The sequence below is a fragment of the Salinisphaera orenii subsp. orenii MK-B5 genome, assembly GCF_003788635.1.
Classification (GTDB): Bacteria; Pseudomonadota; Gammaproteobacteria; order Nevskiales; family Salinisphaeraceae; genus Salinisphaera; species Salinisphaera orenii.
The window spans coordinates 25,628-38,492 of the sequence record NZ_AYKH01000019.1 but is presented as its reverse complement, the minus strand read 5'-3'; the positions used below and the strand labels follow the sequence as shown (position 1 = coordinate 38,492).

The following is a 12,865-nucleotide window of genomic DNA, read 5'->3' as shown; positions in this document are numbered from 1 at the left end:
GAGCCTGAGCCTGAGCCTGAGCCTGAGCCTGAGCCTGAGCCTGAGCCTGAACCGGAGCCTGAGCCTGAACCGGAGCCTGAACCGGAGCCTGAACCGGAGCCTGAACCGGAACCGGAACCGGAACCGGAACCGGAACCGGAACCGGAACCCGAACCGGAACCCGAACCGGAACCCGAACCGGAACCCGAACCGGAACCTGAACCAGAGCCCGAACCGGAACCTGAACCAGAGCCCGAACCGGAGCCCACGCCGGAGCCCACGCCGGAGCCCACGCCGCAGCCCGAACGACAGGACGCGCGTCCGGACGCCGCCACACAGACCGCGACGGCAGCCGAGCCGGCCGGGGGCTCGAACGCAACCAATGCCCGCGCTCAGGCATCGACGACCGGCGAGCAGGCCCAATCCGGATCGACGGGCAGCGTCTCCGACACCCCCGCCGACTACCGCGGCGAGCTACGCGCCTGGTTGGCGAGGAGCAAGGAGTACCCGCGGCGGGCGCGGCGCCTGCGCCAGGAGGGTACGGCCACGCTCTACTTCGTGATGGACCGCAACGGCAACGTGCTCGAATGGGAGATCCGCAAGAGCTCCGGGCACCCGTTGCTCGACGAAGCGGTGGAGAACATGATCAAGCGCGCGGATCCGCTGCCGGCGCTACCGGACAGCGTGTCGATGCAGCGGCTGGCGCTGACGGTGCCGGTGAGTTTCAAGCTGCGCTGAGCGACGCGTCACCCGCGCCTCCCGCCACCGGGCCAGACCCGCGCGGATCAAGCGATCAAGGCCCAACGAGGCTCCATGATGGCGAAGATCGCCGGAACGCGGCTGCCGGCCGGCCGCCAGAAGGCGTTGGACTCGGAATGCGGCCGATGCCCGGACCCGACCGGGCGCTGCGCTATCTCAGCCCAGCGAGGCGATAACCGAGGCGCATGGATCGCGTGGCGATCAGGCCTCGTCGCCGGCCGCGACCGAGGGCGCCAGGTTGCGCTTGAGCTCTTCCGCGTCGTAGACGTCCGCGCCGTTGTCGGGCAGCTCGTCGCCGAGCTGAATCTCCAGCACGGTCTCGTAGCGGGTCCGGCTCTGCCCGCCGGTGGAATAGCCGATGCTCGTACCCCAGAAGGGATAGCCCCAGCCGTAGCCGATGCTGGTGCTCGGCCCGCCGCCGGAATAGCTGGTCACCGGGGACGTCTCGCGCGAGGTGATCCGAAAACGATCGGCACCGTGGCCGAGGGCCACGTCGGCGGCCCGGAACAGGGCGTAATTCTCGACCGTTTCGCGTGCCATGCCGTAGTCGCCGGCGAAGCTCACGCGGTAGCGATCGCTGGTCAGTGCGTTGTCGCGATAGCCGAAATCGCCCGGTTCGGCGGCCGGACGATAGGCCGGACCGCTCGCACACGCGGTGAGCACGGCACAGATCAGCGCGACGATGGCGATGCGTGACTTCATGTCTCCACTATAACTCGAACCCGGCCGTTTGGATGCACCCTCGGAACGGCGTCGCAGTCGCCGCCGATGCGCGGCCGGAGTTGCCGGCGAGGCCGGCCGTGGACGCTCTCTCGGCAGCTCAAGCCACGCGCCGGGCGCACCCGGATGCGCAACGGCGGCGAGCCTGCCCGCTTCGCCTTGGCGCGCAGGCCGAGGCGGCCACAACGCCGATGCGCAGCGAAGTCCGTTACCCGACTGCTTCGCCAAGCGACCGGCCTTCCGATGGCCCCGGTCGGGCGACGAGCCACAGCCTGATGGCAACGGCCTACGAACAGGTCGCCGGCCGACAACGGCACCGCTCGTACGCAAGGTCGCCGGTCGCCGGTCGCCGGTCGCCGGTCGCCGGTCGCCGGTCGCCGCACGATCGAAGTAGCTTTGATACGAACACGCGTGCAGATATCGCGCAGTTTCGGGCCCGCGTCATGCGCCGGCAGACCGCGACACGGGACTGCGCACGCCCGCGCCCCGAGCGTGCGACCGTCGCCCGGACGACCGCCACGGGCTCGGCGCCCCGGCCCCGTGTTCGCTAGAATGGCGCGTTCGACGCGGCCTGTCGCCGCCGCCGGGGAGATACGCATGTCCATACTGCTCGCCTTGGCGCGCGTCATCGACGCGCTGTCCAACGGGGTCGGCAAGCTGATGTGGTGGCTGACCGCCGCCATGGTGCTGATCGGCGCCTACAACGTCATCACCCGCTATCTCGGCCAGTATCTGGGGATGCAGCTCAGTGCCAACGTCTATCTCGAGCTGCAGACCTATGCCTTCGATCTGATCTTCCTGCTGGGCGCGGCTTATGTACTGCGCGCCGACGCCCATGTGCGGGTGGACATCATCTACAGCCGTCTCGGCGCGCGGGCGCGTGCCGCCATCGACATCTTCGGCACGCTCGTTTTCCTGATTCCGTTCTGTGTCTTCGGGCTGTACTTCTGCTACGGCTACGTCGAACGCTCCTGGGCGGTGATGGAACAGAGCCCCAACCCCGGCGGCCTGGCGCGCTACCCGATCAAAACCGTGATTCTGGTGGCCTTCGGCATGCTGCTACTGCAGGGCATCAGCGAGATCATCAAGAACGCCGCGCTGCTGACCGGCCATCGCCGCGTCGACGAGAGCGGCACGGCCCAAGCCGCCGAGCGCGCGGACGCACTCTGATGGATTACCTGTCCCTGTGGATGTTCGCGGCCGCGATCGGCCTGCTGCTCATCGGCTATCCGGTGGCCTTCAGCCTCGGCGGCACGGCCGTGCTATTCACCCTGATCGGCAGCGACCTGCTGCCCGACATGGGGGTCACGCTGCCCTGGGAACCGGCGTTCCGCGTGGCCCGGCTCAATATCCTGCCGGGGCGCATCTTCGGCAATATCATGAACAACTACGAACTGGTCGCCGTACCGTTCTTCGTGTTCATGGGCGTGATGCTGGAAAAATCCCGGCTGGCCTCGGACCTGCTCGAGACCATGGGGCTGCTGTTCGGCCGCATGCGCGGCGGCCTGGCGATCTCCGTGGTCGTGGTCGGCACCCTGCTGGCCGCCTCCACCGGGGTGGTCGGCGCCTCGGTGGTGACCATGGGCGTTCTGGCGCTGCCGGTGATGCTGAAGTACAACTACGACAAGGGTCTGGCCAGCGGTACGGTGGCCGCCTCGGGCACGCTCGGCCAGATCATCCCGCCGAGCATCGTGCTGATCATCCTGGGCGATCAGATGCAGGTTTCGGTGGGCGATCTGTTCCTGGGCGCCCTGCTGCCCGGCGTGCTGCTGGCCGGGCTGTTCATCGCCTGGATCGCCTTCGTGGCCCTGCGCTATCCGGAACGCGCGCCGGCCCTGCCCGCGGCCGAACGAAATCTCGGCGCACGTCGGCTGCTCATGCGCATGGCGGTCATGATGGCGCCGCCGCTGGCGCTCATCCTGGTCGTGCTCGGCACCATCTTCGCGGGCATCGCCGCCCCCGCCGAGGCCGGCGCCATGGGCGCGCTCGGCGCCTCGCTGCTGGCACTGGCCAACGGCCGCCTGAACTGGCCGAACCTGCGCGCGGTGATGGATCAGACCGTCAAGCTCACGGCGATGGTCTTCGTGATCCTGCTGGGCGCGACCGCCTTCACCATGGTCTTCGCCGCCCTCGGCGGACCCGGGCTCGTGGACGACATGCTGGTGAACCTGCCCGGCGGCACGCTGAGCTTTTTGTTCTTCACGATGCTCGTGATCTTCGTGCTGGGGTTCTTCATCGACTTCATCGAGATCAGCTTCATCGTGGTCCCGGTGATCACGCCGATCGCGATCAAGCTTGGCGTCGATCCGCTCTGGTTCGCCGTGATGATCGCGCTGAACCTGCAGGCTTCGTTCCTGACCCCGCCGTTCGGCTTCGCGCTGTTCTATCTCAAGGGCGTGGCGCCGCCGGCGATCCGCACCATCGACATCTATCGCGGGGTAATGCCGTTCATCGCCATCCAGCTGCTGGCGCTGGTTCTGCTCTGGCTGTTCCCGCAGATCGTGCTCTGGCTGCCGCACCTGAGCGACGCCGTGCGGTAGCACCGCCCCGGCGCCGCTACCGCACGGCGATCGCCGCGGCCGCGTTCAGGCGAGATCGCCGTTCACGTAGCGCAGATAGCGATACTCGCTGGCATTCGTCCAGGTCCGCACGCTGTCCCGAAAGCCCGTCCACTGCTCGTAGACCCGGGCATAGAACTTGTCCTGTTCGGCGTGCTCGGCCTGGATCTCGTCGGTGTACTTCTCCAGCACCTGCAGCACCTCCGCCGGAAATGTGCGCACCTCGGCGCCGCCGTCGATCAGCCGCTGCAGCGCGGGGCCGTTCTTGGCCATGTACTCCGAGAACATGCGCTCGTTGGCGGCACGCGCGACCGTCTGGATGATCTCGCGGATATCGGCGGGTAGGTCCTTGTAGATGTCGAGATTGGCGTAGAGTCCCAGCGTTGCGCCCGGCTCGGCCCAGCTCGGCATGTAGTAGTACTTGGCCGCCTCGTGCAGCTTGAGGATCTCGTCGTCGTAGGGGCTGACCCAGTCGGCGGCGTCGATGGTGCCGCGATCGAGGGCGAAATAGACCTGGCCGCCGGGCAGGTTCTGGATATTGACGCCGGCGCGCGCCATCACCTGGCCACCCAGGCCGGGGAAACGCATCTTCAGTCCCTTGAGATCCGCCGGGCTGTTGATCTCCTTGTTGAACCAGCCGCCGGTCTGGCCGCCGGTGTTGCCGGCGGTGAAGGCGATCAGATTGCTGCGGGCGTTGAGTTCGTTCCACAGGTCCACGCCGCCGCCGGACTGCAGCCAGGCGTTCTGCTGCATGCCGGTCAGGCCGAACGGCATGGCGGTGAAAAAGGCATGCGCGGGATTCTGGCCGATGTAGTAGTAGGACGCCGTGTGCCCGAGCGCGAAGGCGCCGCTGGCCACGCTGTCGAAGACTTCCAGCCCGCCGACCTGCTCGCCGGCGGGAAACACCTCGACCGTCACATCGCCGTCGGTGGCGGCCTCGATCGCGCGGCCGATGTACTGCGCGGTGCCAAACAACGTGTCCAGCGAAGTCGGCCAGGAGGTGACCATGGCCAGGTTGAAGGTCTTGTTCTTGGCGATGGCCAACGGCGAGAACACGCTGCTGGCCGCGGCCGCGGCCCCGGCGGCACCGGTCAGGAAATGGCGTCGTTTCATGTCGATATGGCTCCTCTTGTCAGCCCGCGCCGCGACGCCGCGGGCCACGCGGCCCGACGTGCGACGGATTGTTGTCGAATACAAAAGCGGCCCCAGCCTGCCGCAGCCGGGCGCCCGGAGGAAGTCGACCTTGGCCGCAGGCGCGACTAGCCGGCCCCGCGCCCCGGCGGATTATGGCGCCAGTACATGATCATGGCGAAACCGAAGGCCATGCCGCCCAGATGCGCGAAATGGGCCACGCCCGCCTGCGTGCCAGTGACGCCGAAGAACAGCTCGAGCGCACCGTAGCCGATCACCAGCCATTTCGCGGTCATCGGGATCGGCGGTATGAGCAGCATCACGCGGGCGTTGGGAAACATCATGCCGAAGGCGAGCAGCACCCCGAACAGCCCGCCCGACGCACCGACCGTCGGCACCACCTCGCCCGGCGAGAACAGATACAGCACCACAACCTGCGTCACTCCGGCGCCGACCACGCAGACCAGGTAGTAGATGAGAAAACGCTGCCCCCCCCAGACCTGCTCCACGACGCGACCGAACATCCACAGGCCGAACATGTTGAAGAACAGGTGCCCGAAGCCACCGTGCAGGAAACCGTAGGACAGGAGCTGCCAGAACTCGAAACCCACGGTGCCGGGCCCGCTCGACGTACCCACCCGGTATTCGCCGAAGGGCCACAGCGCGAAGTACTGCATCGCGGGTTCCGCGGCATACAGCAGAAACAGGAAGCCCACACCGTTGGCGATGAGCAGCCACTTGATCATCGGTGGCACGCGGGTCACGGCAAAGGGATCCTGGCGCATGGGCGAGTCGGCCGAAGGCGAGTAAAACGCGTCAAGGATAACCCATCCACGTCCGGACTCGAATCAAGCAGCGAGGATCGCCGAGCCCATCCGGTACCGGCTCGCACCGAGCAGTCGACCGCCATGCGGCCACGGCACCGTCGACGTCGATCCGACAGGGACGCCTCGGCGTCGACACGAAAGCGCTAGCCGCGCCGATCCGCTCCGACCAGGCGTGCGCTGAGCCCTTGGAGTGCCCGGCCGCATCACCATCCCAGGCCCCGCCCCTCGGCACGCCCATCGATCATGACCCGCGCCGCCCCGCTGATCGGATGACGCGCACGAATGAACGGCTGCGCCCTCGTCGGGGACTGGGGAAGACGACCCGGGTAACGCGGGTCCAACGAATGACTCATCCACCCGGCCGGCGGCGACGGCGGGAGCGACCCGACCTCCGTCATTGGTCGGTGAATGCCCGACGCGAACCCAACAGCGCGCCGATCCGGCCTCGCCCCGAGCAACCGCGCATTCCATCACGCGGCAACGCCCGGGTCAGGGCACGGTGCCGCTGACATCGAACCGGCGCCGTCGAGCGCACGAAACGATGGCCCCGCGTGACGAGACTACCTACCCAGATCGGGCGATTGCACGCCACCGGGCACGCAGGCATGCGGGCTCGGACAGCCTCGGGCGGCACGACAGGGCCACACCGGGGCGTCGCTCGACTATTCCACATGAAGGGATCACCGCCCCCGAGATCCGCCGGAATAGACCGACACCGGACGATGCGACGGTCGAAGCAGCGACACGTCGTGCCCGCGCCCATGAAAAAGGCCCAGCACCGCAGAAGCAGTGCCGGGCCCGTTTTCGGGACGGACTATCGAACCAGGTAGAGGAAGTGCAGGTGCTTCTCGTACTGGTCGAGAATATCGCCGATCAGCTGCTCCCGAGAGTAGCCGACCACGTTGTACTGCTGGCCGCCCTCGCGCAGGAAAACCTCGGCACGGTAGTGCTCGCGGCCCTTGCCGCTGCCCGGCGGCTCGCCCTTGAGGGCGCCCATGTAGAACGACGGCGCGGTGAACCGGCGTGCGCGCACGCCGTAGACGAAGTCGATCTCCGCACCGTGCTCCACGCGCAGATAGCAGCGGTCCTCCTCGCAGTTGATCTGGGTCGCCATCTCGCTTTCCTCGAACTGCTGGGCGACCTCCTGCATCGCCGGCTCGACGGTCTCCTTGAGGAAGCTGTCGATCTGCGTCCGACGCGGCGAGGACACCAGCGTCTTCAGACGCTGCTCCCAGCCGCCGGCGCCGAAGCCGGCCACGTTATAGGGCGTGTTCATCACGCTGCGCATGCTGTCCTGCTTGATCGCCTCGACGCTCAGCGACTTGTACAGGCAGTAGGCCATGATGAGAATGATGATGGTAATCGGCAGCGCCGAGGCCAGCGATGCGGCCTGGAGCGCGCCGATGCCACCGGCGACCAGCAGCACGACCGCCACGACGCCCTCGAGCACAGCCCAGAAGATCCGCTGCCAGACCGGCGGCTCGCTGCCGTCCTTGGCGGTGAGGATATCGATGACCAGGGAACCGGAGTCCGAGGACGTCACGAAGAACGTCACCACCAGGATCGTGCCGAGAACCGACGTCAGCCAGGTCAGCGGGAACTGTTCGAGGAAGTAGAACAGCGCTGTGGAAGTGCTCTCGTTGACGGCACCGACCAGGTCGGTAGCGCCGTCGGCCATGATCATGTGCAGCGCCGTGTCGCCGAAGGCGGTCAACCAGAGGAACGTGGCGCCCACCGGCACGATCAGCACGCCGAGCACGAACTCGCGGATGGTCCGGCCGCGCGAGACCCGCGCGACGAACATACCGACGAACGGCGACCACGAGATCCACCACGCCCAGTAGAACAGGGTCCAGCCGCTCATGAAGCCGTCGGTATCCTCGTCGCCCGTATAGGCGTACGAGTTGAACGTCATGTCGACGATGCTCGAGAAATAGTTGCCGATGTTCTGCGACAGCGACTGGAAGATGAACAGCGTCGGCCCCAGCACCAGCACGAACAGCAGCAGCGCCGCCGCAAGCCAGAGGTTGAGCTCCGAAATCCGACGGATACCGCCGTCCAGGCCCAGTACCACCGAAAGCGTCGCCATGGCGGTGATGATCGCGATCAGCACGATCTGCGTGGTGATGCCCTCCGGCACGTTGAACACGAAGTTCAGGCCGGAATTGACCTGCTGCGCGCCGAGGCCCAGCGACGTGGCCACGCCGAACAGCGTGCCGAACACCGCCAGCACGTCCACCGCGTGGCCGATGGGGCCGTAGATGCGATTACCGATCAGCGGATAGAAGGCGGAGCTCAGACGCAGCGGCAGGTTGCGGCGGAAACTGAAGTACGCCAGACACAGGCCGACGACCGCATAGACCGACCAGGCGTGCAGGCCCCAGTGAAAGAAGGTCAACCGCATGGATTCGCGCGCGGCCAGAGCCGTCGACGCCTCACCGGTGGGCGGGTTGTCGTAATGCAGCACCGGCTCGGCCACGCCGTAGAACATCAGCCCGATGCCCATGCCGGCCGAGAACAGCATCGCGAACCACGACAGATAGCTGAAATCCGGCTCGCTGTGATCCGGCCCCAGTCGGAACTGCCCGTAGCGCGAGGCCGCCAGCACGATGCAGAAGATCAGGTAGACGCCGACGGCGGACAGATACAGCCAGCCGAAGGTCTCGATCAGCCAGCTCTGCATGCCGCTGAAAAACGAATTGGCCACGTCCGGCATCAACGCGCCGAACACGACCAATATGCCGATCACGATCACGGACGGATAGAACACCGGCGGGTTGATACCCGCCTTCGTCGGCTGGTCGTCACTCATGTGTCACTTGTCGCCTTGTCTGCGGTAATCCCCTTTCTATCTATAACATGCCTGTCGTCGTCTAACGACAGTCGCAGGACGCCAGCGGGATCGGCGCGGCCGGCGCGAACGCTAGAACCCGGCCGGGTCGCCGAAGTTGCCGGTGAACACGAATTCGCCCAGCGGCCGGCGCGTGCGCTGCTTGTCCTCGCGCGCGTGCAGGGCCGAATCGCCGGCCTGTGCGGCTTCCCGATAGCCGATGGCGATCGCGGTGAACGCCTCCGCATCCTCGGGGATCGAGAAGGCCTCGCGCGCGGCCTCGGGGTCCAGACCGATCATCTGGTGGACATACAGGCGGCGGGTGGTGGCCTCGGTCACCAGATTGCCGGTCGCCAGACCCAGATCGTGCGGCGCGGCCTTGTTCGGCTTGCCGTTGGCGCTGAAGTTGCGCATGACGACGCCGAGCGCGAGGACCGGCGCGTTCCGCGCCCAGGGCTGGTTGCCCTCCGCCAGACAGTCGAGAATGCGCCGATGGGTCTCGCCCTCGCCCTTGAGGCCGACGATGTAACGCCAGGGCTGCTCGTTGTAGGACGACGGCGCCCAGCGCGCGGCCTCGAACAGCGATCGCAGATCGGTGATCGCCACCGGCTTGGCACTGAAGACGTACGGGCTCCACCGCACCGCGAGCGTGTTGTGGATCGGGTGGTCGGTCTCGGCGTTCTTGTTCATCGCGGCTCCTGGATTGCCTAATCGTTCATGCGCACCGCCAGCCGGGCGACTTTCTCGCCCTGATAGCGCGCGATCGACAGTTCCTTGTCCGACGGCTGGCGCGAACCGTCGCCCCCCGCATAGGTGGAGGCACCGTAGGGCGAGCCGCCGCGCAGTTCGGAGATATCGAACAGCTCCTGGGCGCCCGCGTAGTCGACCGGCACGATGAGCATGCCGTGATGGGCCAGCGTATTCCAGAACGAGGTGATCGTGGTCTCGTTGCCGGCACCCGTCGCACTCGAGGTGAACACGCTGCCGAGCTTGTTCACCAGCGCGCCGTTGGCCCAGAGGCCGCCGGTCTGGTCGAGATAGGTGCGCATCTGGCCGGACATGTTGCCGAAACGCGTGGGCGAGCCGAAGATCACCGCGTCGTAGTCGGCCAGCTCCCCGGGCTCGGCCACCGGCGCCGGCTGATCCGTCTTGCCGCCCGCCGCCTCGAAGGCATCCGCAGGCATCGTCTCGGGGACCCGCTTGAGGGTCACGCTCACGCCGTCGACGCCCCGGGCGCCCTCGACGACCGCATTGGCCAGCGTCTCGATATGACCATACATCGAGTAGTACAGCACCAGAATCTTCTTCATTGTCGGCTCCTTGATTTTTGGATCGGCGCGCCGCGACGCGCCATCGATCGATGCACATGCCGGCGCGTTTCCGGCCGCGCCCTATCCGCAACGCTACGGCCGTGGCGATGGCAAGAAAAGCGAAGCCTTTTGGCATACTCGTTCAAACTTTTCGAACGCCTGGACGCGCCACGCCCCTCATGACCAACCCACTGCGACTGGAGTCGCTCGAGGCACTCGACGCCATCGACCGCCACGGCAGCTTCGCCGCGGCGGCGGCGGCCCTCTACCGCGTGCCGTCGGCCATCTCCTACACCATCAGCCAGCTTGAAAACGACCTCGGGGTGGCCGTATTCGACCGCAGCGGCCACCGCGCCGTGCTCACCCCGGCCGGCCGACTGCTGCTGGACGAGGGCCGGCGCATCCTGACGGCGACCCGCGAACTCGGAGCCGCGGCCCGGCGCGTGGCCGACAACTGGGAGCCGGAACTGCGCATCGCCGTCGACGGCCTGATACCGCCGACCGATCTCTGGCCGGCGATCGCGGCCTTTGGTGCCGAGCATCCGGCGATCAACGTGCGCCTGACCGAAGAAGTGCTCGGCGGCACCTGGGAGGCGCTGATCGACGATCGGGTGGATCTGGCCGTCGGCGTCGCGGACCCGCCGGCCGGCGCCGGCGTCCGGCGCACCGCCTATGCGGACGTGGCGTTCGCGTTCTGCTGCGCGCCGCATCACCCGCTGGCCGAGCGCACGCACGCGGTCACCGAGGACGAGCTGCGCAGCCATCGCGCGGTGGTCGTCGCCGACAGCGCGCGCCGACTGTCGCCGCGCGATGCCGGCCTGCTCGACGGCCAGCCCCGGCTGACCGTGGCCTCGATGGCGAGCAAGGTGGCTGCGCTCGAACACGGACTCGGTGTCGGCCACGTGCCGCGGGCCTGGGTCGCCGAGGCGCTGGCCGCCGGACGGCTGGTCGAGCTGCCCCTGGAGCGGCCGCGCGAGGCCGCACAGACCTGGCTGCTGTGGCGCTCGGGCGCGCCCGGTCGGGCGCTGGAGTGGTTCATCCGACGCCTGGGCGGCGACCGGGATCAGCCGATGCCGCGGGCCTCGCAGATGCGCTCGTAGGCGGCCCCGATCTCGCGCGTCTTCTCCTCGGCCATCTCGCGCATGCTCTCGGGCATGCCCTTGGCGGCAAGCTTGTCCGGATGATTCTGGCTCATCTGCCGCCGATAGGCCTTCTTGATGTCGGCGTCGCTGGCATCGCTGTCCACGCCGAGGACATCGTAGGCCTGCTGCAGCTGTTCGGCCGGGTCCACACCCTGCTTGGAGCCCATGCCGTCGCCGGAGGTCTGACCGCTGCGCCCCGACAGCATCGCCTCAAGCTGACGGATCTCGGCCTCCGACAGACCGAGATCGCGGGCGACCCGCATGAGCGTGTCGTGCTCGGCATCGCTGACCTTGCCATCGGCCGCGATCGCCGCGATCTGCACCTGCAGAAACATCTGATGCAGCGCGCGCTGGCCGCGGGCGACCTTCACGAACCGCGCGACCTCCGCATCCAGATCGAAGCCGGGGGTCTTGCCGCGGTTGAACGAAGCGCGCGCCCGGGCCTTCTGATCCTCGGACAGGCGCAGCTTGCCGAACAGATCCTCGGCGACGCGGATCTCGTCGCGCGTGACCTGGCCGTCGGCCTTGCACAGCGCCCCCATGACCGCGAAGGTCGAGTCGAGAAACTGCGCGCGGATGGTGCCGAGCGCGCCCTTCATGAGCGTCATGGCGATCAGCTGCGCGGCCCAGAAACCGAGCACACCGCCGAGCAGAGCGCCCGGCAGACCGAACACCGCGCCGCCGGCGAGCGCGCCGATGATGATGGCAATAAGCATGCGCATGATTCTACCCGGCCCGGCCCCCGCATGCCGAATCGCCGGCGCGAGCGTCATCCCGTTGTCATACCGCGGTCACATTGACGTCGCATCGTGGCCGCGTTCCGGCGCCCGCGGCGCCGCACGATCGTGATCCGCCACCAGGGGGCCGAGATGCCACGCACTTTCCGTCGCTTCGAGTTTCTGCTGATCGCCGCCGCCATGCTCGCGACGGCCGGCTGCGCCAGCGTCCGTGATCTGGACACCGGCACAGCCGAGGGCGCCGACGCCGCCCGCCTGTTCGTGCCCTATCAGTTCCAGGTCGCCGCGCTCGACGGCGAGACCATCCGCGACAGCTTCTACACCTTCGACGCCCGCGACCAGCGGCTGTCCGTGGCCCCCGGCCGGCACACGCTGGTGCTGCGCTACTTCGACCTGATCGACGACGACGCCGACCGCAGCGACGATTACGCCCGGGTGCTCTCAGAGCCGATCACGGTGACCTTCGACGCCCGACCCGGGGGCGACTACGCGGTGGTCGGCGCCCAGCCGGACACGCCGGCGACCGGGCAGGCGTTCGCGGCCGACCCTACGCTCGAGATCCAGTCGCGCGAAAGCGGCGAGGCCGTCAGCGATTCGATCTCGGTGGCCGAGCCGGAAGCCGAGACCATTCGCCGCGGCAACACCGTCTACGCGCCGGTCGCGGATGCCGGTGCCAGCGCGGCGAACGCGAACGAGCCCGCGGCTGCGCCGGCCGCGGGCAGCCCGCAGGCCTACGAGATGCTCAAATACTGGTGGAACAACGCCGGCAGCGCCGAGCGCGCGCGCTTCGAGGCCTGGCGCGAGACCGCCGACTAGGATCGGCCAACGCTTCATGCAAGGCCGCGCCCCCGCGCTTCCGGAAAAGCGGCCAT

The 12,865-nt window shown here is 67.7% G+C and carries 13 protein-coding genes; 5 read left to right on the top strand and 8 right to left on the bottom strand.

The annotated features are described in order from the left end of the window. The coding region (locus SAOR_RS16940) for a hypothetical protein (RefSeq protein WP_221179948.1) at positions 1 to 402 on the bottom strand (402 nt) is incomplete at its 3' end. Between the two features lie 63 nt (positions 403 to 465). On the opposite strand from SAOR_RS16940, the gene SAOR_RS16935 reads away from it, so the two are divergent. Continuing rightward, positions 466 to 717 (top strand): energy transducer TonB, encoded by a 252-nt coding sequence (locus tag SAOR_RS16935; protein ID WP_221179947.1) that lies wholly within the window; start codon positions 466 to 468, stop codon positions 715 to 717. 222 nt (positions 718 to 939) lie between these two features. Here the strand turns inward: SAOR_RS16935 and SAOR_RS10170 are convergent, their stop codons facing one another. Further along, positions 940 to 1,440 carry a CC0125/CC1285 family lipoprotein gene (locus tag SAOR_RS10170; RefSeq protein ID WP_123590732.1) on the bottom strand — a complete coding sequence of 167 codons (501 nt, stop codon included), beginning with the start codon at positions 1,438 to 1,440 and terminating at the stop codon, positions 940 to 942. Between the two features lie 615 nt (positions 1,441 to 2,055). On the opposite strand from SAOR_RS10170, the gene SAOR_RS10165 reads away from it, so the two are divergent. Together SAOR_RS10165 and SAOR_RS10160 are read left to right on the top strand one after the other, a co-directional pair. Then, on the top strand, positions 2,056 to 2,628 hold the full coding sequence (locus SAOR_RS10165) for a TRAP transporter small permease subunit (protein ID WP_123631324.1): 573 nt from the start codon (positions 2,056 to 2,058) through the stop codon (positions 2,626 to 2,628). Then, on the top strand, positions 2,628 to 3,998 hold the full coding sequence (locus SAOR_RS10160) for a TRAP transporter large permease (protein WP_123590734.1): 1,371 nt from the start codon (positions 2,628 to 2,630) through the stop codon (positions 3,996 to 3,998). The genes SAOR_RS10165 and SAOR_RS10160 overlap by 1 nt, the downstream gene beginning before the upstream one ends. 45 nt (positions 3,999 to 4,043) lie before the next feature. Here the strand turns inward: SAOR_RS10160 and SAOR_RS10155 are convergent, their stop codons facing one another. The 5 genes from SAOR_RS10155 to wrbA all read right to left on the bottom strand — a co-directional run bounded on the left by SAOR_RS10155 (position 4,044) and on the right by wrbA (position 10,114). Continuing rightward, a complete protein-coding gene (locus tag SAOR_RS10155; RefSeq protein WP_185015638.1) occupies positions 4,044 to 5,129 on the bottom strand; it encodes a TRAP transporter substrate-binding protein in 1,086 nt (361 codons plus the stop codon). 146 nt (positions 5,130 to 5,275) lie between these two features. Beyond that, entirely contained in the window at positions 5,276 to 5,932 is a 657-nt protein-coding gene (locus tag SAOR_RS10150; RefSeq protein ID WP_123631323.1) for a rhomboid family intramembrane serine protease, read from the bottom strand. Positions 5,933 to 6,788: 856 nt separating this feature from the next. Then, the gene (gene betT / locus SAOR_RS10145) at positions 6,789 to 8,786 is read right to left on the bottom strand and encodes a choline BCCT transporter BetT (RefSeq protein ID WP_123631322.1); all 1,998 of its coding nucleotides are present in this window, start codon (positions 8,784 to 8,786) and stop codon (positions 6,789 to 6,791) included. A 111-nt stretch (positions 8,787 to 8,897) separates the two neighbouring features. Then, positions 8,898 to 9,494 (bottom strand): nitroreductase family protein, encoded by a 597-nt coding sequence (locus SAOR_RS10140; RefSeq protein ID WP_123631321.1) that lies wholly within the window; start codon positions 9,492 to 9,494, stop codon positions 8,898 to 8,900. A 17-nt stretch (positions 9,495 to 9,511) separates the two neighbouring features. Then, the gene (wrbA, locus tag SAOR_RS10135) at positions 9,512 to 10,114 is read right to left on the bottom strand and encodes an NAD(P)H:quinone oxidoreductase (RefSeq protein ID WP_123590739.1); all 603 of its coding nucleotides are present in this window, start codon (positions 10,112 to 10,114) and stop codon (positions 9,512 to 9,514) included. A gap of 179 nt (positions 10,115 to 10,293) precedes the next feature. Here wrbA and SAOR_RS10130 point away from each other — a divergent pair, with 179 nt between their 5' ends. Continuing rightward, on the top strand, positions 10,294 to 11,214 hold the full coding sequence (locus SAOR_RS10130) for a LysR family transcriptional regulator (protein WP_123631320.1): 921 nt from the start codon (positions 10,294 to 10,296) through the stop codon (positions 11,212 to 11,214). Here SAOR_RS10130 and djlA read toward each other — a convergent pair. Then, positions 11,178 to 11,972 (bottom strand): co-chaperone DjlA, encoded by a 795-nt coding sequence (gene djlA / locus SAOR_RS10125; RefSeq protein ID WP_123631319.1) that lies wholly within the window; start codon positions 11,970 to 11,972, stop codon positions 11,178 to 11,180. The two genes, SAOR_RS10130 and djlA, sit on opposite strands and share 37 nt — an antisense overlap. 153 nt (positions 11,973 to 12,125) lie before the next feature. Between djlA and SAOR_RS10120 the strand changes: the two genes are divergently transcribed. Next, entirely contained in the window at positions 12,126 to 12,809 is a 684-nt protein-coding gene (locus SAOR_RS10120; protein ID WP_123631318.1) for a DUF2057 family protein, read from the top strand. The last annotated feature ends 56 nt before the right edge of the window (positions 12,810 to 12,865 follow it).

What these genes read in the sequence shown, in the direction of transcription:
- wrbA (WP_123590739.1), bottom strand. Translation starts at nt 10,114, where the DNA reads ATGAAGAAGATTCTGGTGCTGTACTACTCGATGTATGGTCATATCGAG.
- SAOR_RS10150 (WP_123631323.1), bottom strand. Translation starts at nt 5,932, where the DNA reads ATGCGCCAGGATCCCTTTGCCGTGACCCGCGTGCCACCGATGATCAAG.
- djlA (WP_123631319.1), bottom strand. Translation starts at nt 11,972, where the DNA reads ATGCTTATTGCCATCATCATCGGCGCGCTCGCCGGCGGCGCGGTGTTC.
- SAOR_RS10120 (WP_123631318.1), top strand. Translation starts at nt 12,126, where the DNA reads ATGCCACGCACTTTCCGTCGCTTCGAGTTTCTGCTGATCGCCGCCGCC.
- SAOR_RS10130 (WP_123631320.1), top strand. Translation starts at nt 10,294, where the DNA reads ATGACCAACCCACTGCGACTGGAGTCGCTCGAGGCACTCGACGCCATC.
- SAOR_RS10170 (WP_123590732.1), bottom strand. Translation starts at nt 1,440, where the DNA reads ATGAAGTCACGCATCGCCATCGTCGCGCTGATCTGTGCCGTGCTCACC.
- SAOR_RS10140 (WP_123631321.1), bottom strand. Translation starts at nt 9,494, where the DNA reads ATGAACAAGAACGCCGAGACCGACCACCCGATCCACAACACGCTCGCG.
- SAOR_RS10160 (WP_123590734.1), top strand. Translation starts at nt 2,628, where the DNA reads ATGGATTACCTGTCCCTGTGGATGTTCGCGGCCGCGATCGGCCTGCTG.
- SAOR_RS10155 (WP_185015638.1), bottom strand. Translation starts at nt 5,129, where the DNA reads ATGAAACGACGCCATTTCCTGACCGGTGCCGCCGGGGCCGCGGCCGCG.
- betT (WP_123631322.1), bottom strand. Translation starts at nt 8,786, where the DNA reads ATGAGTGACGACCAGCCGACGAAGGCGGGTATCAACCCGCCGGTGTTC.
- SAOR_RS10165 (WP_123631324.1), top strand. Translation starts at nt 2,056, where the DNA reads ATGTCCATACTGCTCGCCTTGGCGCGCGTCATCGACGCGCTGTCCAAC.